Genomic DNA, 15,311 nt, shown 5'->3' with positions numbered 1-15,311 from the left:
ATTGAAAATAGGATGATAGCAAGCTTTTTTCAATCCTAGCCAACCTTGCCGGGGCGGAACTTCGAATTCATTATGAATTCTGTCCCGCGCCCTATTGTTTTGGAATTTATGTTCCAGACTGTTAAACATTTTTTAATTCATCTATTAAGTTAAAGATTGTTTTTATTGAGCTTTTGATAAATGTTTGCGCAAGCCTTTTTCTATAAAAATTAGAACAATACCCAATACCATTACTGCAATAGCCATGTATAATGGATACTCAATATTTATATCAAACAATGCACCAGCAACAAGTGGTCCGACAAAATTGCCCATACTTGTAAACGTTGAGTTTAATCCTCCAGCAAAACCTTGACGATTTCCTGCAATATTAGAAAAATAATTTGTAATAGCAGGACGAATTAAGTCAAAACCAATGAAAACAATAAAACTAATAATCATAATGGTCCAATAACCATTTGCCAAGATTAATGTAAATAAGACAATTGCTGAATATAAAAGTGCCCAAACTATAAAAGTTAATTCAGACATATATGATATAAATTTATCAAAGAAAAAGATTTGGAAGATAGCGCCAAATATTCCTCCACCCACAATCGCAATAGAAATATCAGCTGGTGTGTAATGTGCTTTATATGATGTGTATAAAGAAAATAACGTTTCAAAAGATGATAAGCCAAACGCTAAAATCAACGTTAATAAAATAGGAGTTAAAAAGACTTTCCAATCAATTTTAGTAAATACTTCAGGTTGTAATGTATGATGGAACCCGTCTGTTGTTTGTTGTTTTGGACTATGAATTAAAATGAATGACATTATAAAAGCAATAATGCCTAAACTTCCGGCAAAATAAAATGGCAAGCGATGTGAAAATTCAGCTAGAAATCCACCTATTCCAGGCCCAAGAATAAAGCCAGAATTAATAATAGCCGACATATAGCCAAAGTTACGCGCTTTATCTTTTGAAGGTGAAATATCTGCAATTAAACCATTCACTCCTGGCATGACCATTCCAGCACTGAAACCACCAAGTATTCTTGAAATGATAAGCGTGACAAAAGTATGTCCAACAGCAAATAAAAACTCAGAAACTGCAAATAAAATAAGGCCAATACAGATTATTAATTTTTTTCCTAATTTATCAGCCATAGCGCCCCCAGCAGGAGATATAACCATTTGCGCAAGTGCAAAGGCAGCAACTAGAACTCCTAAATCACGTCCCTTTAAACCTAAATCTTCCAAATAAACAGGTAATACTGGGATGACAAGGCCAATACCAACAAAAATTAGAAAAATATTAAAATATAATATGAATAATTGCTTTTTCAATCACTTCACCTCTTTTGTACTAATTTAATTTTTACCCTACATTTTCATTTCCCTAAAAATTAAAAATTCAATATTATGACATTCTATACCAAATAAATGTTTTTTCGCAATAACGGTGTTTTAAAACTTATTACATACCGTTAATAATCGACATAAATATTTAATTTGAAAACTCCTTTTAATTTGATAAATTTAGCATGAAAGCTGTATGATTATTAACCTATACAATTATTTTAATGAACGATAAGTTTGATACGAAAGTAGTGTATATTATGCAGGGACGGTATATTGCCAGAATTTATTTTATAATCTTGATTGTAATTTCATTATTTGAATCACGTATATTTGAGTTTATGACACTCAATATATTTTTAGCATATATTCCTTTTGAATTATGTTTACTATTAAAGCTGTTCAAACCGAAAAAAGTAATTGAATGGCCATTATTTATTATTTTTAGCTTAATTTTCTTACTCATGGTACCAAATACCTTTTATATGGTGACTGATTTAATTCACCTTAATCAATTTACCTTTAACTTTTATTTAACATTAAATTTAATGGAATGGATTTTCTTCGCCTATTTATTATTAGGTGTCTTCTTCGCACTCTATTGTATGACCTTAATTTATTTGGAATTGTATTACTTTACTTCTCACCAATGGATAAATATTATCCTTGTGGCTGTAGTCATGTTTCTGAGTGGATTAGGAATATATATCGGACGTTTCTTACGCTTTCATTCCGTTTTTCTGATTAACCAACCTTTTAAAATTATAGAAAATGTAGTGAGCTCACTTAGTGGTAAATCACTCATCTTCATCTTATTAATGGTTGTGTTACAAGCTACTTTATTTATATTTGCGAAAGGAGTGCGTCATACACAATGAGTTTTAATATCATTCTTTTAATAATTAGCATTATTATTTTGCAACTAATCGTTGGCCATTTCTTTCATTCAATCGGATTTAAACTGTCATTAAGTTTGCTGTTAACCTGCCTTCCATTTGGCATTGGTGTATTCTTAATGCAATTATGCTATTTTGAACGCCGATATCCACATTGGGAAGTCCCATACCGTACTAAATTACGGTTGAAATATCTATATATTGCCACATTTTTTGAATTTATAATGCTATATATATGTTTATTTTTAATTGCTTAGAAATAGAAAAAGTGGACAATGTATCCTCCCATTAATGGTAATGCTTGGCGCATTACTCTTTGATGGGGCCCCGGGTTATATGGTTGTGGTTGTTATTTGTCTGCTTGTTTTTTAAACTGTTCCATCACGTGGGCTCTGGCTTGTTGATGATCAACGATAGGCCACGGATAGTTTGTTCCTAAATCTATGCCATAATCTTTTAGTGTTTGCGCATGTTTCCACGGTTCATGAACATAGCTGGCAGGTACATTAGCCCATTGGGGCAAGTATGTTTTAATGTATAAACCTTTTTTATCAAACCGCTCACTTTGACGAATCGGATTAAACATTCTAAAGTATGGCACGGCATCTGTACCAGTAGATGCTGACCATTGCCATCCATGCACATTAGAAGCAGCGTCATAATCTATCAATAAATTTTTAAAATAATTTTCTCCCCATGTCCAATCTATAAATAACTCTTTAGTTAGAAATTGAGCCGTTACCATACGCATTCGATTGTGCATAAAACCTGTTTGTTTTAACTCATGCATCGCAGCATCGATAATTGGATATCCTGTTCGTCCCTCTTTCCATGCATTAAAATCTGATTGATTTTCTGACCAAGTTATATGTTTATACTTATCATTAAATGATGTATGTGCCGTTTCTGGATAATAAACCATTAAAACATAATAAAATTCCCTGAATAATAGTTCACGAATAAAGGCCTCATAATTTTCCTCATTATCATGATAACGTTCAAGTAACTGGCGCATGATCTCATTAATATCTAGGAAGCCATATGCAAGTGCAATGCTCAACTGACTTGTCAGTGTTTCTGGTAAGTACTCTCTATAATATTGATAATGCTCAATATTATTATTTAAAAATGCTTGCCATTGTTGCTGACTTTTGGCCTCCCCAATATTTATATGCTCAGTCACTTTTTTAACTGATGTATTATCAGCATTGATGATTTGTTGCTTTAATTTATCAAGTTGATAAGGATAACGTCTTCGTTGTCTCAATTGAGGGCGATTTGCTTTGTAGAAGCTAGTGAATACCTTATATGGTTGTCCTTGCTGATTTAACGTGCGACTAGGTTGAAAATAATGATTTGCACGTACATTAACGATTGCTATTTTTTGCGCTTGTATCTCAGATTTAACATGTAAAATATCGCATTCACAATTGTGAAAACTCATAATATCGCTTGGAAATACTACCGTGTCGATTTCTTTCTGTTCACAAAATGAAGCAAACGCTGTATATGGAAACACAAAGGGCTTAATTCCTATCTCAATCAGTTGTTGTATAAACTGAGTAACTGCCTGATGGTAAAATGTCCGTTTTAATGGTGCTTCATCTTCAAATAATTCTAAGGGAATCACACAGTAACATCGTTCGATATCTGCTTGATTATGATTTAAGTACTCAAACATTGGATTTTGTTCTAATCTGAATACTCTATTTAATACTAAAGCGATATTCAAACTACATCACCTCACTTTAACTTTGATATTTTATTACCCCATCTTGTCTAACAACAAGCATGATAAAGATGGACGATTTCGGACACAAAATCCACTAGGTTTTGTGCCCGAAATCGTTCAATTGATTATTCTATTGATATATTTAACATTTTCCTATATTAGCCCTAACCAATTCCAGTAAGTCATACTAAAAATTACAATCAAAATATAACCTACAATAGTCAGCGGTACCCCAGTTTTCAAGAAATCCTTAACTGTAAATGTCCCTGTACCATATGCCAACATATTTTGAGGTGCACTTACCGGCAACAAGAAACCAAAGCTGATAACAAATTGTTGAATAAGTACAAATCCAATAGCTTGATCTCCTAAATGTAGCGTTGATGTCAATGAGATGAATACTGGAATCAGCGCAGAAGATAAGCTGGTCGCACTAGCAAAACCCAGATGAATTAAGATATTAAACAATGTTATCAAAGCAATCGTCGCAATCAATGGCATTGATTCAAGCCCAAGTAATCCAAATGTCTTATCACTTAACCACTGAGCTGCACCAGTCTTCAACAATACATTACCAAGTGATATACCAACTCCAAAGACAATAATCGTCCCCCATGGAATTGTTTTTACTACACCATCCCACTTTATAACACCAACTTTAGGCATAAGCATAACACCTAATGCGACAACTGTAATTGAAGCTGAGTCAATAGGATGTACCACTTTTTCTGTTGACCAGAATAATAACAATAAGATAGAAATAACGATTAATCGCCATTCACGTGCTGAAACAGGGCCTAAATCTGTTAACTGCTGTTTAATCAAGTCTTTACCACCCTCAATAGCATTATGTTCAGGTGGCATTACTTTCATCATAATGAAAAATAACGCTATCGACATAAGTATTGACCAAGGCGCTGCAAATAAAAACCATTCGCCCCATGAAACATCGTGTCCCAAACTTTGATTGATAAAATTGATGGCAACGATATTTTGTGCCGCAGCCGTTTTAATACCAATATTCCAAATGGAAACTGCTTGTACCGAAGTAATAATTAATAACGCTGCTAAACGACTGTCTTTAGAAACTTTAAATGCTGCAATCATACCTAATAAAATTGGCACAACCGCACCTGCACGTGCAGTTGCAGATGGTACAAAAAACGCTAATAAAATGGATACTAAAATAGCACCAATAACTATGTTACGCGTTTTATTTCCAACAATTGATAATACGAGTAAAGCGAGACGTTTATGCAAATTAGTTTCTTGCATAGCTGCAGCTAAAAAAAGTGCAGCAGCAACTAAAGCTACAGCTGAAGATGAAAACCCACTAAATGCTTGAGTTAAAGCATTACCAGTTCCTAACAAGTCATTACCAGTTAAGATAGCATCACCTGCTTTAGGGTTTCCTAAATGCTTCGCTAAATCCTGTACTGGACTAAATCCCATTATTAAAATAATTAATCCTAAAATTAACGTTGCAGAAACTGGGTAAATCACTGCTTCTGTCACCCACATAATAACAGCAAAGGCTAAAATAGCTAAGGCACCTTTAGCCATTACTGGTAATCCTGTTGGTGTTGGTAATAACAAAATGACAATTAAAGCAATAAAGCTAATAACAATCCAAATAGGTTTGTATCCCTTTGTCTTTTCTTTTTTGCGTGTGTGTGGTATATCTTGACTCCCTTTCTCCATCATATTTCACCCTTTGCTTATTTTTCACTTTTAGTATAACAACTAAACAACAATAATGACGTGAAAATTTGCAAATAACACACAATTTTCACACTTTTTAGATTATTACAAATAAGCAATATTATTTAGCTTGTTTTAATGATTGTTTAACTTTCATAACTGCATCTGCAGATAAATCGAGTTGTTCTTGCTCTGATTCTGATAATTTAAGTTCTATAACTCGTTCGACGCCTTGTTTGCCAAGTACGGTTGGGACGCCAAGGCAAATATCACGATAGCCATACTCCCCATCTAAAAATGCAATAGTTGGAAGAACACGTTTTTGATCTTTTAAAATAGCTATGACCATTTCGTATAACGCAGCAGCCGGTGCATAATATGCTGAACCATTGCCTAATAAATTTACAATTTCAGCACCACCATCTCTTGTACGTTGGATAATATATTCTAGTTCTGAAGGTGATAGTAGCTCGGTAATAGGTACACCGTTTACTTGAGTAGACGATACGATAGGAACCATAGTATTACCATGACCTCCAAGTACAAGGCCAGTAATATCCTGTACGGATAGATGTAATGCTTCGGCTATGAATGTTTTGTATCTTGCCGTATCTAAAATGCCTGACTGCCCCATTACTTGGTTTTTTTCAAAACCAGTGGATTGCAGCACGGTATAAGTCATCGCATCAACCGGATTGGTTAAGACAATAACAAATGCTTTTGGACAATAGCGGACAATTTGTTGAGAAATATCTTCCATAATACTTTCATTAATTTGAACTAAGTCATCACGACTCATACCAGGTTTTCTTGGTACACCTGCAGTAATAATGACAATATCTGAATCTGAAATATCCTCATAATTTGACGTTCCAGTCACAACACTATTAAACCCTAATATTGGTCCACTTTCTTGAATATCTAGCGCTTTTCCTTTTGACATACCTTCGAATTTAGGCTGGTCAACAATAACGACATCTCCAACCTCTTTTTGTGCTAATAAGAAAGCTAGTGTTGCACCTGTATTTCCTGCACCAATGACTGATATTTTATTTCTGTTTATCATATGGTTTCGCTCCTTTTATATTATTTTATAAAAATTTTAATGCATATACGTATTTTGCATACAAAATCATTTGTAGAAACCGCTTACATAATTGCTTATAAATACAATTAAAATACTTCTGTCTGGGTGCATCTATTAATACTATTTCATTAAGATTTTAGATACACACCAGATAGAATGTTTAAGCGCTTATTCATTATTATATGAAACTTTTATAATGTTTCAAGCATATATCATCTTTTATTTATCCAAATATCTGATGGTGCAAACCAAAAACATAAATAATTGTAAAGAAAGCTGCTCCAGACAATAAAGTCAGTATTGCTGTTAATATTAATGTACGTTTAAAGTGTCTAACAAACGCTACAAATAATAACCCTAAATTATAGGCAAAAAACAAACCAAAAAAAGTCATTGTAATAATAATTTGAGAGTAAAAAATATTTGATAATAAAATAATTACTGCAAATATGAGATAAGGAATCATAATAAATCTAAATTCAAAGTTAAGCTGCTTTTGTTTAAAATCTTCATTATTCATTAACTTTACCTCCTGCTTAAAACGAAAAAGTTTTCTTACATATAATTTTATGTCAAAATCCACACTACAACAACATAAATGAGTTACTTTAAATTCTGCTCGTAAATAGCAACACTTTATTTTAACTTAATTTATTTAGAAGCAATTATAATTAAATCATTACAAGAACGAAAAAGTAGTATTCATTTAAACAACACAAACTTCATCGAACAATTATTTTATGTCACAACGTTAATATGTGTCGTTCTAATATACGACATTGCATACTTTGCATTTTCTCAAGCCACAGTGTTATAATATGGTTAACAAGGATTTCCACATGGAAACACCAATCCCCTCACTACTTGCGATAGTGAGGGGATTTTTTAGGCGTTGGCTATGCGTCGCCTATTTTTTCTTATTGTTACGCGTACGTAGCCAATACGTAAATAACGCAACAATACAACCACTAATAACTGTGGTTGTGATGTGAACAAGAATTTCCATCATGGGCAACACCTCCTCCCTGCGTCGACATTTGACGCCTGAGAGGTAGGCGACTTTATTATTATATCATCTATGTATTTGTAAAGATATCTCACTTCTGATATGCCATGTCATGTAAATTGAAGCATATCGAGATTATTGCGCAAACGTTCAACATCAATATGTTCACCAATGATAACTATTGTAAGTGGTACCTCTTTGTCTACCTCACCATAACTAGGTAATCCATGTGCATATTGAAACTCATAAATCACATCAGCACAGTCTCTAAAACGGACAAAACCTTTCAAACGAAAAACATTTTGCGGTAACTTTAATATAAATTGATAAAATAATTGTCTATCTATTGGTCCACTAAATGTATACTGCATGCTCTTAATGCCATGATGATGTGCATGCTTAGCTGGTGACTTCATATTATCAACATGCTTAATATTATTAAATGTAGTGATATCTAATTGACCAAACGTAGTGTAGCATGTGGTTGCTTGCGGATTAATTTGGGTTAACTCAGCGCTCAGTTTTTTCTGCTCCTGATCATTAATTAAATCCATTTTATTGATAATAATCGTTGAACTATAGGCCAATTGTTCTTCCATTAACTCTACCGTTGTCAATGAATAACGATGTCTATGAAGAAATCGAGAAGCATCTAAAATCCCTATCATCTTAACTTCACTAATTAAATGAATCACTTCAGGATCCTGACATGCCATCATGATTTCTAAAGGATGTGCAATTCCAGTTGCCTCAATAATGATGTGTGTTGTTTGACCATCCGCAATAATATTTTTTAACTGCGCTACTAAATCTGCTTTTAAATCACAACAAACACAACCATTAACTAAAGCATTTATGGCAACCTCATTATTGAATGTTAAACTGTCAACGTCAAAAGTACCAAATTCGTTCATAATAATTGTGATTTTCTCATCAGTTTTTAATAAATATTGCATATACTCTTGTAGAAAAGTGGTTTTACCACTACCTAAAAACCCGGAAACTATAGAAATATATGTGTTTCTGCAATTATGTTTTTTCAATTTTTATTCTCTTTTCTATTTAAAATTTCTAAGTAAATGATAATGAATATATAAAAATTTATGTTTATACTTGATTATACGTGTGTTTTCTTCTAAACTTTAGTCATACTTTAATTTTATCATGACATTGAAATGAAATGTGTCAATAAATATATTTTGCACAACACTAACGGGATTTAATCCGAAAAAGAGAAAACGGATAGAATGTCTGGAGGAGAACTTTAATGTCTGAACATCACAATTTAAAAGAGCAGCTATGTTTTAGTTTGTACAATGCTCAAAGACAAGTAAATCGCTACTACTCAAACAAAGTCTTTAAAAAGTACAACCTTACTTACCCACAATTTCTAGTATTAAGTATATTGTGGGATGAGTCACCAGTAAATGTTAAAAAAGTCGTTACTGAATTAGCATTAGATACTGGAACAGTTTCACCACTTCTTAAACGAATGGAACACGTTGATTTAATCAAACGTGAACGTTCTGAAGTTGATCAACGTGAGGTCTTTATACACTTGACAGAAAAAAGTGAAGGCATCAAACCTGATCTTAAAGATGCTTCTTCTAAAGTGGCAACCGCTTCATCGCTTAGTGCAGATGAAGCACAAGAACTGAACCGTCTTCTAGGTAAAGTTATTAACGCATTTACTGAAAACAAAGAATAATTATAGTATCAGCGTCATGTGAATTAAAGTTGTAACTGTTATTTTTTTAAACGAAATCTTTAAATAAAATGTCCCATCAATTGATATTAATTGATGGGTTTTTTATGTACACATTGTATTCTTCTACCTAGCTCCATAGAAATGACTACTTTTCCCTTTCCACTTTAATTTACTACGTGAAGGTTAAACATATCCATTCAAAAATAAATCGTCATTTCATGACGTATTCATAAATATCGTTTAATATACAACTTTAGTCTAGTTTATAAGTTCTAAACTAATAATCAGTAGCTAGGAATGAATTTAATATGCTATGATAATGTAGTAATTTTTTAAGATTCATGAATATAAATAAGATATTTAAGAAGGTAGGTTAATCTATGTTTTTACTTGAGTTAATCAAAGGTATCATTCTCGGTATCGTTGAAGGACTTACTGAATTCGCTCCTGTATCATCAACAGGTCACATGATTTTAATGGATGATATGTGGTTGAAATCCACTGATTTTCTAGGAAGTGAATCTGCTTTTACATTTAAAGTAGTCATTCAATTAGGGTCTGTTTTTGCTGCAGCTTGGGTCTTTAGAGAACGTTTTTTCGAATTATTACATATTGGAAAACAACATCAAGCACCGATAAGTGAAGAGTTTCGCTCTAAACCACGTCGTTTGAACTTGTTACACGTACTTGTCGGTATGATTCCAGCCGGTATTTTAGGTCTAATGTTTGATGATTTAATTGAAAAATATTTATTCAGTGTTCCTACTGTAATGATTGGGTTATTTTTAGGTGCCATTTATATGATTATTGCGGATAAATATAGTGAAAAAGTTAAGCACCCACAAAATGTAGATCAAATTAATTATTTCCAAGCATTTGTCATTGGTATTTCTCAAGCCATTGCAATGTGGCCTGGATTTAGTCGCTCGGGTTCTACAATTTCAACGGGTGTACTTATGAAAATGAATCACAAAGCGGCATCTGACTTTACATTTATTATGTCAGTACCAATTATGCTAGCAGCAAGTGGTTTATCTTTAATTAAACACTATGAATATATTCACTTAGCACACATACCATTTTATCTTTTAGGTTTCCTGGCAGCATTTATCGTTGGGTTAATCGCAATCAAAACTTTCTTACATTTAATCAATAAAATTAAATTAGTACCATTCGCTATATATCGTATTATCTTAGTAGTAATTATCGCTATTCTTTACTTTGGTTTCGGCATTGGTAAAGGGATTTATTAATTTAATACATTGTGTATAGCACTATTTACTGATGGTGTTATTCATGAAAAGATTATGGAAAATATAGATACGTCTCTAATCAAATAATAATGGCAATTTCTATTGGAATAATGTAGAAATTGCCATTTTTGTTATTCAAACTATATTTACCATGTTGTAGTTATAGACCTACTATTTTTCTTAAGATCAGGAATTAGTTCCTGAGTCCCTTTTTATAATAATGTCATTGCTATTTAAATGAATATTTAGACATATACCAATACAGTATATTTATCGTTTATACTAGAGTGTCATAGGGTAATGAATAAGATAAGCATATGAACTGGAGGCAATATCTATGGATCAAAAGAAAAGACATCTAATTAAGACACTAATAAACGTTTTACCTATTTTTATTGTGCCCTTAGTTACTGAACGTAAACATATCAAAAATCATTCTGAAGTCAAAAAAGTAACTGCTGCAACATCACGTGCATCTAAAACTGTAGCTAATAAAGCTACTGACGTTAAAGAATTTGTTATTGATAAAAAACAAGAACATGATAACAAACGAGAATTGAAAAAAATTGCAAAAGAAAATGATCCTGAATATATTGAGAAAAAAGGCGAAAAATTAGCGAAGAAAAATCGCAAAGAAGCCGATAAAATGGATAAAAAACTTCAAAAAAATATCGAACAACGTCATAAAGAAGAAGCAAAGGCACGTGAAAAAAATGAGAAACAGCGTATAAAAGATTTAAAGAAAACTCAAAAGTATCAAGAAAAAGTAGGCCTAACACCCGGCGCATTAGATGATGAAACAGAGAAAAAAGGCGAAAAATTAGCTAAAGATAACAAACATGATATTAAAAAACTGGCTAAAAAGTTACAAAAAAACATCGAACAACGTCATCATGATGAAAAAAAAAATCGTGACAAGAATAAAAAAGCACGTATTAAAGAAATAAAAAATTATGAAGAACATGATGCTCAAAGTGTAACTAAACAAAATAATAAAGAAACACATCATGAGTCTTAACAAGATGACATCGATTATCATTGATGGAGATGCTTGTCCTGTCATTCAATCTGTTATTGAATTAACCTCAGGGACAGGCATTTTTGTTATAATTGTACGTAGCTTCAGTCACTATACAACGCAGACTTATCCAGAACACGTTAACACGATATATGTCGATGATGGACCGGATGCAGTGGATTATAAAATCGTTCAATTAGCGCAAAGTAAAGATATCGTTATCACGCAAGATTATGGTTTGGCGAGTCTATTGTTAAACAAAGTTAAAACAGTACTACACCATAAAGGCTATATATACAATAGTACTAACATTGACATGTTGATACAACAGCGTTATAACCATGCTCAACTTAGAAAACAAGGTGGTCGGCACAAGGGACCGACTCCTTTTTCTAACAAAGATCAGCAACACTTTGAACATATATTTCGACGTGTACTCTCTCAAATATAGGAGGCATTTATCATCATGAAAAAAATTGCAGTTTTCTGTGGCGCAAGTAAAGGCAGTAATCCAACCTATGTCAACGAAGCATATAACTTAGGAAAATATATGGCGCAAAAAGGTTATGAACTCATTTTTGGCGCTGGTTCTGTAGGCATTATGGGTGCCATACAAAATGGTGTATTAGATCACAATGGCACTGTTATTGGCGTCATGCCTAAAGAATTAGATACTAAAGAAATTACGAGTCAACGGGTTTCTGAACTTATTCTAGTGGATTCGCTTCATCAAAGAAAAGAGAAAATGGCAGAATTAGCAGATGCTTTTATCCTCGCTCCAGGCGGTGCTGGTTCGCTTGAAGAATTTTTTGAAATCTATAGTTGGACACAAATTGGTATTTATCAAAAACCGATTGGTATTTATAATTTAAACGGTTTTTTTGAGCCATTACATCAACTTATTATTCACATGATTCAAGAAGGCTTTATTGACGAAAAATATAAAGCTTTAGCACCTCTATATCACACAAAAGAAGACTTACTACATGGGCTTCAAAACGCTAAACCACTTGGCGAAAGAAGCTATGATTAAAAAAATAGTCGCCCACACGAGCGGCTATTTTTTATTTGAGATTTTTATAATACCTAACTTGCATTTTAAGTGGATGATATTTATTCAATTCAGGAAATTCGAAACGATCAAAGACTTTCATCCCTATTTTCTCCATCACTTTTCGTGACGATAAATTTGTCTCTGCCGTTAGACTGTATATGTCATAAACTCCCTTTTTTTGTGCATATTTTAGCACAGCTTCAGCGCCTTCAGTTGCAATACCATTTCCCCATACCTCTGGAATTAAACGCCAACCTATTTCATAAAATGGTAAATTATTAAATGGATATTGGCTATCTTTTGGAATATAATTCAGACCAATAAACCCAATCCACTCATTAGTTTCTTTTAATTCTACTGCAAATAGACCTATCCCCGTTGCTGTAATATTTTTTTGCATTTGTTTCATATCTAACGCTGAACGGCGATAACTTAATAAACTAGGAAAATAACGTCTAACTTGTGGATTTGCATTCAATTTTTGAAATGGTAATAAATCATTTTCTTCCCAATCACGTAATTTCAATCTTTCCGTTTCTATATAAACAGTCATTCTGCTTTCACCTCATCGCTTCATTCTGTAACAGTGCTCTATAAAAAGAAGCGCGTTATGAACAAAAACTCTTCATACCGCGCAACCTACTATATGTTTGTTCTTTGTATAAACTAAGCTTTCGAAATATAACTAATTAATTCGATATGCACAGGAATCTCTTTTAAACGATTACGCTGAGCTTTCGGTGCTGTAAAAATAGCATCAATGAAATCATTTTGATGATTTAATTTATATGTAGCAACAAATGTATCAAAATCCGAATCAAAGTTTGGCAAGTGTGCCACTACTCGATTGATTTCACCTGTAGAATCTACAATTGTACGTCCAGTTAACGTTTCTAATTCACGCCCTAATTCTGGTAAAGTAATATCTTGGCCTTCTAAAATACGAAAATCTTGTTCATGCATTGTTGCTCGCTCCTTTTAAAATCGATATGTAAACTTGTTCATATACACGTTCTGTATTTATGGTTATACATACCCGGTAACATCAGACATAAAACGGCACAAATTTTTTAACTTGTGACATTGAATCATTGTTGTTGTTTTGGTTGCTTTGATTGCTTCTGTGTATCATTCTTAGTAGATTGTGATGACTGTTGTTTATGCGTCTTATCTTTATCTGTCTGTGTGTTATCTGTATTGTTTGAATTTTGATGCTGATTTTGTTGATCTTTATTTTGGTGGTGCGTTGTTTGATGTTGTGATGACTTCTCTTTACTTTTGTCACTCGTTTTTTCTTTATTATCTTTGTCATCATCTGATGAAGTACTTTGCATCTCTTCTACTTCTTTTTCTAAAGTCTCACGTTGACTTTTATATTTCTCTTTATCGCTTTTAAGTTTCTCTTCTTGCTTTTCTAAATCTTTTTTCTCTTTTTCTAATTTTTGTATATCTTGTTCTAAAGATTGCTTTTCATCATTTCCCTTACCGCATGCTGTTAATAAAAAAATTGCTGCTAATAATAGCACAAGCCCTTTCTTCATGTTTGACTCCTTTGAATATAAGTGAATACTATTATTTTAACATGAAACCACTTTCTAATCATTTGTTATAGCTAATCGTGCTTTAATAAATGTTTATCTAGCTACTTATAGTAATTACGATAATTAATTTATTTCAACTTCTATGATATGATTAATCATAATTGATATAATAACTATTATTACTATATCTAAAGGAGCTTAAAATAATGTATGAAATCTACGTCTCAACTCATGCGGGAAAATAATGTCAAATCACTACGACTAAATAATACGGATAGAGAAATATTCGAGAATTACATGACGTATGTACGAGCAGAACTCAGTGTCAATCCGTATGATTCAGAACTAATGCTCAATCGTATATTAAAGCAATTATTGAAGGCAGAAGATAATGGTACCCTTGCTTTGGAATTTTTCAATCACGACCCTAAAGCACACGCAAAGCAGGAGATCCGCGCATTGCCAAACGAAACAATCAATAATATTTTTAACTATATTTATCAAAATTTTATGTTTTTAATAGGTATTTTTTGTTTTTGTAAAGGATTTATTGGGTTCTTTATCGGCGGCAATAACAACCGCATATATCTATACACCTTTCCAATTATTGTCATCATTGGTTTATTTATCATTTTTTTATTTATATGGATGATTTTCAAAACGGTTCAACTTCAATGTTTTAATAATAAAAACTTAGTATGGATATTAACCTACATCGTCATAGGATTACTTATTTCAGCACTCGTCTATGTATTCTTTATCCCACAATCATTCCTTGCAATCGGACCCTATATCACAATTAGCAACTGGCACTTTATTATCGCATCACTCATCATTACACCCATCGCATTCTACACAAAACACCGACACACCAACAAAAACGCCAACACAAGACTATAGGGGCCCCAGCACGTAGAAATGCACCAAGCATTTCTACGTGCAACGCAAGCTGGGGTGGGGCCCTCAGCACAGAG

18 protein-coding genes are annotated in these 15,311 nt (G+C 32.8%); 8 read left to right on the top strand and 10 right to left on the bottom strand.

Annotation, left to right across the window (positions count from 1 at the left end; genetic code table 11):
• Positions 1-162 precede the first annotated feature (162 nt).
• On the bottom strand, positions 163-1,329 hold the full coding sequence (norA, locus tag HMPREF3267_RS09010) for a multidrug efflux MFS transporter NorA (RefSeq protein ID WP_002459776.1): 1,167 nt from the start codon (positions 1,327-1,329) through the stop codon (positions 163-165).
• 272 nt (positions 1,330-1,601) lie between these two features.
• On the opposite strand from norA, the gene HMPREF3267_RS09005 reads away from it, so the two are divergent.
• Positions 1,602-2,219, top strand: coding sequence for a DUF1361 domain-containing protein (locus tag HMPREF3267_RS09005; RefSeq protein ID WP_062078639.1), 618 nt, complete (start codon positions 1,602-1,604; stop codon positions 2,217-2,219).
• Positions 2,216-2,494: a hypothetical protein gene (locus HMPREF3267_RS12780; protein ID WP_002479374.1), complete on the top strand. Its 279-nt coding sequence runs from the start codon at positions 2,216-2,218 to the stop codon at positions 2,492-2,494. The genes HMPREF3267_RS09005 and HMPREF3267_RS12780 overlap by 4 nt, the downstream gene beginning before the upstream one ends.
• 92 nt (positions 2,495-2,586) lie before the next feature.
• Here the strand turns inward: HMPREF3267_RS12780 and HMPREF3267_RS08995 are convergent, their stop codons facing one another.
• From HMPREF3267_RS08995 to HMPREF3267_RS08975, 6 genes are all read right to left on the bottom strand, one after another.
• Complete coding sequence (locus HMPREF3267_RS08995) at positions 2,587-3,969, bottom strand: cryptochrome/photolyase family protein (protein WP_002459779.1); 1,383 nt, start codon at positions 3,967-3,969, stop codon at positions 2,587-2,589.
• Positions 3,970-4,122: 153 nt separating this feature from the next.
• Positions 4,123-5,670 (bottom strand): SLC13 family permease, encoded by a 1,548-nt coding sequence (locus HMPREF3267_RS08990; RefSeq protein WP_012990949.1) that lies wholly within the window; start codon positions 5,668-5,670, stop codon positions 4,123-4,125.
• A gap of 121 nt (positions 5,671-5,791) precedes the next feature.
• On the bottom strand, positions 5,792-6,733 hold the full coding sequence (gene mdh / locus HMPREF3267_RS08985; protein WP_172412357.1) for a malate dehydrogenase: 942 nt from the start codon (positions 6,731-6,733) through the stop codon (positions 5,792-5,794).
• Positions 6,734-6,980: 247 nt separating this feature from the next.
• Entirely contained in the window at positions 6,981-7,277 is a 297-nt protein-coding gene (locus tag HMPREF3267_RS08980; protein ID WP_002479378.1) for a hypothetical protein, read from the bottom strand.
• A 387-nt stretch (positions 7,278-7,664) separates the two neighbouring features.
• Positions 7,665-7,766: a type I toxin-antitoxin system Fst family toxin gene (locus HMPREF3267_RS12520; RefSeq protein ID WP_014533356.1), complete on the bottom strand. Its 102-nt coding sequence runs from the start codon at positions 7,764-7,766 to the stop codon at positions 7,665-7,667.
• Between the two features lie 107 nt (positions 7,767-7,873).
• A complete protein-coding gene (locus HMPREF3267_RS08975) occupies positions 7,874-8,806 on the bottom strand; it encodes a CobW family GTP-binding protein (protein ID WP_002479379.1) in 933 nt (310 codons plus the stop codon).
• A 224-nt stretch (positions 8,807-9,030) separates the two neighbouring features.
• Between HMPREF3267_RS08975 and HMPREF3267_RS08970 the strand changes: the two genes are divergently transcribed.
• The 5 genes from HMPREF3267_RS08970 to HMPREF3267_RS08950 all read left to right on the top strand — a co-directional run bounded on the left by HMPREF3267_RS08970 (position 9,031) and on the right by HMPREF3267_RS08950 (position 12,775).
• Positions 9,031-9,471 (top strand): global transcriptional regulator MgrA, encoded by a 441-nt coding sequence (locus HMPREF3267_RS08970; protein ID WP_002459784.1) that lies wholly within the window; start codon positions 9,031-9,033, stop codon positions 9,469-9,471.
• A gap of 380 nt (positions 9,472-9,851) precedes the next feature.
• Positions 9,852-10,724, top strand: coding sequence for an undecaprenyl-diphosphate phosphatase (locus HMPREF3267_RS08965; RefSeq protein ID WP_002459785.1), 873 nt, complete (start codon positions 9,852-9,854; stop codon positions 10,722-10,724).
• A gap of 337 nt (positions 10,725-11,061) precedes the next feature.
• Complete coding sequence (locus tag HMPREF3267_RS12645; RefSeq protein WP_070823819.1) at positions 11,062-11,742, top strand: hypothetical protein; 681 nt, start codon at positions 11,062-11,064, stop codon at positions 11,740-11,742.
• Between the two features lie 4 nt (positions 11,743-11,746).
• Positions 11,747-12,193, top strand: coding sequence for a YaiI/YqxD family protein (locus HMPREF3267_RS08955; RefSeq protein ID WP_002479381.1), 447 nt, complete (start codon positions 11,747-11,749; stop codon positions 12,191-12,193).
• A gap of 15 nt (positions 12,194-12,208) precedes the next feature.
• Entirely contained in the window at positions 12,209-12,775 is a 567-nt protein-coding gene (locus HMPREF3267_RS08950) for an LOG family protein (RefSeq protein WP_002479382.1), read from the top strand.
• A gap of 31 nt (positions 12,776-12,806) precedes the next feature.
• On the opposite strand, the gene HMPREF3267_RS08945 is transcribed toward HMPREF3267_RS08950, so the two are convergent.
• The 3 genes from HMPREF3267_RS08945 to HMPREF3267_RS08935 all read right to left on the bottom strand — a co-directional run bounded on the left by HMPREF3267_RS08945 (position 12,807) and on the right by HMPREF3267_RS08935 (position 14,337).
• The gene (locus tag HMPREF3267_RS08945) at positions 12,807-13,349 is read right to left on the bottom strand and encodes a GNAT family N-acetyltransferase (RefSeq protein WP_002492957.1); all 543 of its coding nucleotides are present in this window, start codon (positions 13,347-13,349) and stop codon (positions 12,807-12,809) included.
• A 113-nt stretch (positions 13,350-13,462) separates the two neighbouring features.
• Positions 13,463-13,759, bottom strand: a complete 297-nt coding sequence (locus HMPREF3267_RS08940; RefSeq protein WP_002459790.1) for a hypothetical protein — start codon at positions 13,757-13,759, stop codon at positions 13,463-13,465.
• Positions 13,760-13,884: 125 nt separating this feature from the next.
• Positions 13,885-14,337 (bottom strand): SA0632 family lipoprotein, encoded by a 453-nt coding sequence (locus HMPREF3267_RS08935; protein ID WP_002459791.1) that lies wholly within the window; start codon positions 14,335-14,337, stop codon positions 13,885-13,887.
• A gap of 210 nt (positions 14,338-14,547) precedes the next feature.
• On the opposite strand from HMPREF3267_RS08935, the gene HMPREF3267_RS08930 reads away from it, so the two are divergent.
• A complete protein-coding gene (locus tag HMPREF3267_RS08930; RefSeq protein WP_002479384.1) occupies positions 14,548-15,237 on the top strand; it encodes a DUF1129 family protein in 690 nt (229 codons plus the stop codon).
• Positions 15,238-15,311: the final 74 nt, after the last annotated feature.

Origin of the sequence: Staphylococcus sp. HMSC62D11, from assembly GCF_001839145.1 — a bacterium.
Classification (GTDB): Bacteria; Bacillota; Bacilli; order Staphylococcales; family Staphylococcaceae; genus Staphylococcus; species Staphylococcus lugdunensis.
Note: the sequence above shows the minus strand (reverse complement) of the source record. Positions and strands in the feature narration are given on the sequence as shown.

Bases quoted from the DNA above. Each gene is read 5' to 3' on its own strand.
- HMPREF3267_RS08980 (WP_002479378.1), bottom strand. From the start codon at position 7,277: ATGAATAATGAAGATTTTAAACAAAAGCAGCTTAACTTTGAATTTAGA.
- HMPREF3267_RS08930 (WP_002479384.1), top strand. From the start codon at position 14,548: ATGAAATCTACGTCTCAACTCATGCGGGAAAATAATGTCAAATCACTA.
- HMPREF3267_RS08965 (WP_002459785.1), top strand. From the start codon at position 9,852: ATGTTTTTACTTGAGTTAATCAAAGGTATCATTCTCGGTATCGTTGAA.
- HMPREF3267_RS08935 (WP_002459791.1), bottom strand. From the start codon at position 14,337: ATGAAGAAAGGGCTTGTGCTATTATTAGCAGCAATTTTTTTATTAACA.
- HMPREF3267_RS09005 (WP_062078639.1), top strand. From the start codon at position 1,602: ATGCAGGGACGGTATATTGCCAGAATTTATTTTATAATCTTGATTGTA.
- HMPREF3267_RS08940 (WP_002459790.1), bottom strand. From the start codon at position 13,759: ATGCATGAACAAGATTTTCGTATTTTAGAAGGCCAAGATATTACTTTA.
- HMPREF3267_RS08945 (WP_002492957.1), bottom strand. From the start codon at position 13,349: ATGACTGTTTATATAGAAACGGAAAGATTGAAATTACGTGATTGGGAA.
- HMPREF3267_RS08950 (WP_002479382.1), top strand. From the start codon at position 12,209: ATGAAAAAAATTGCAGTTTTCTGTGGCGCAAGTAAAGGCAGTAATCCA.
- HMPREF3267_RS12520 (WP_014533356.1), bottom strand. From the start codon at position 7,766: ATGATGGAAATTCTTGTTCACATCACAACCACAGTTATTAGTGGTTGT.
- HMPREF3267_RS08955 (WP_002479381.1), top strand. From the start codon at position 11,747: ATGACATCGATTATCATTGATGGAGATGCTTGTCCTGTCATTCAATCT.
- HMPREF3267_RS08970 (WP_002459784.1), top strand. From the start codon at position 9,031: ATGTCTGAACATCACAATTTAAAAGAGCAGCTATGTTTTAGTTTGTAC.
- HMPREF3267_RS12645 (WP_070823819.1), top strand. From the start codon at position 11,062: ATGGATCAAAAGAAAAGACATCTAATTAAGACACTAATAAACGTTTTA.
- HMPREF3267_RS12780 (WP_002479374.1), top strand. From the start codon at position 2,216: ATGAGTTTTAATATCATTCTTTTAATAATTAGCATTATTATTTTGCAA.
- HMPREF3267_RS08990 (WP_012990949.1), bottom strand. From the start codon at position 5,670: ATGGAGAAAGGGAGTCAAGATATACCACACACACGCAAAAAAGAAAAG.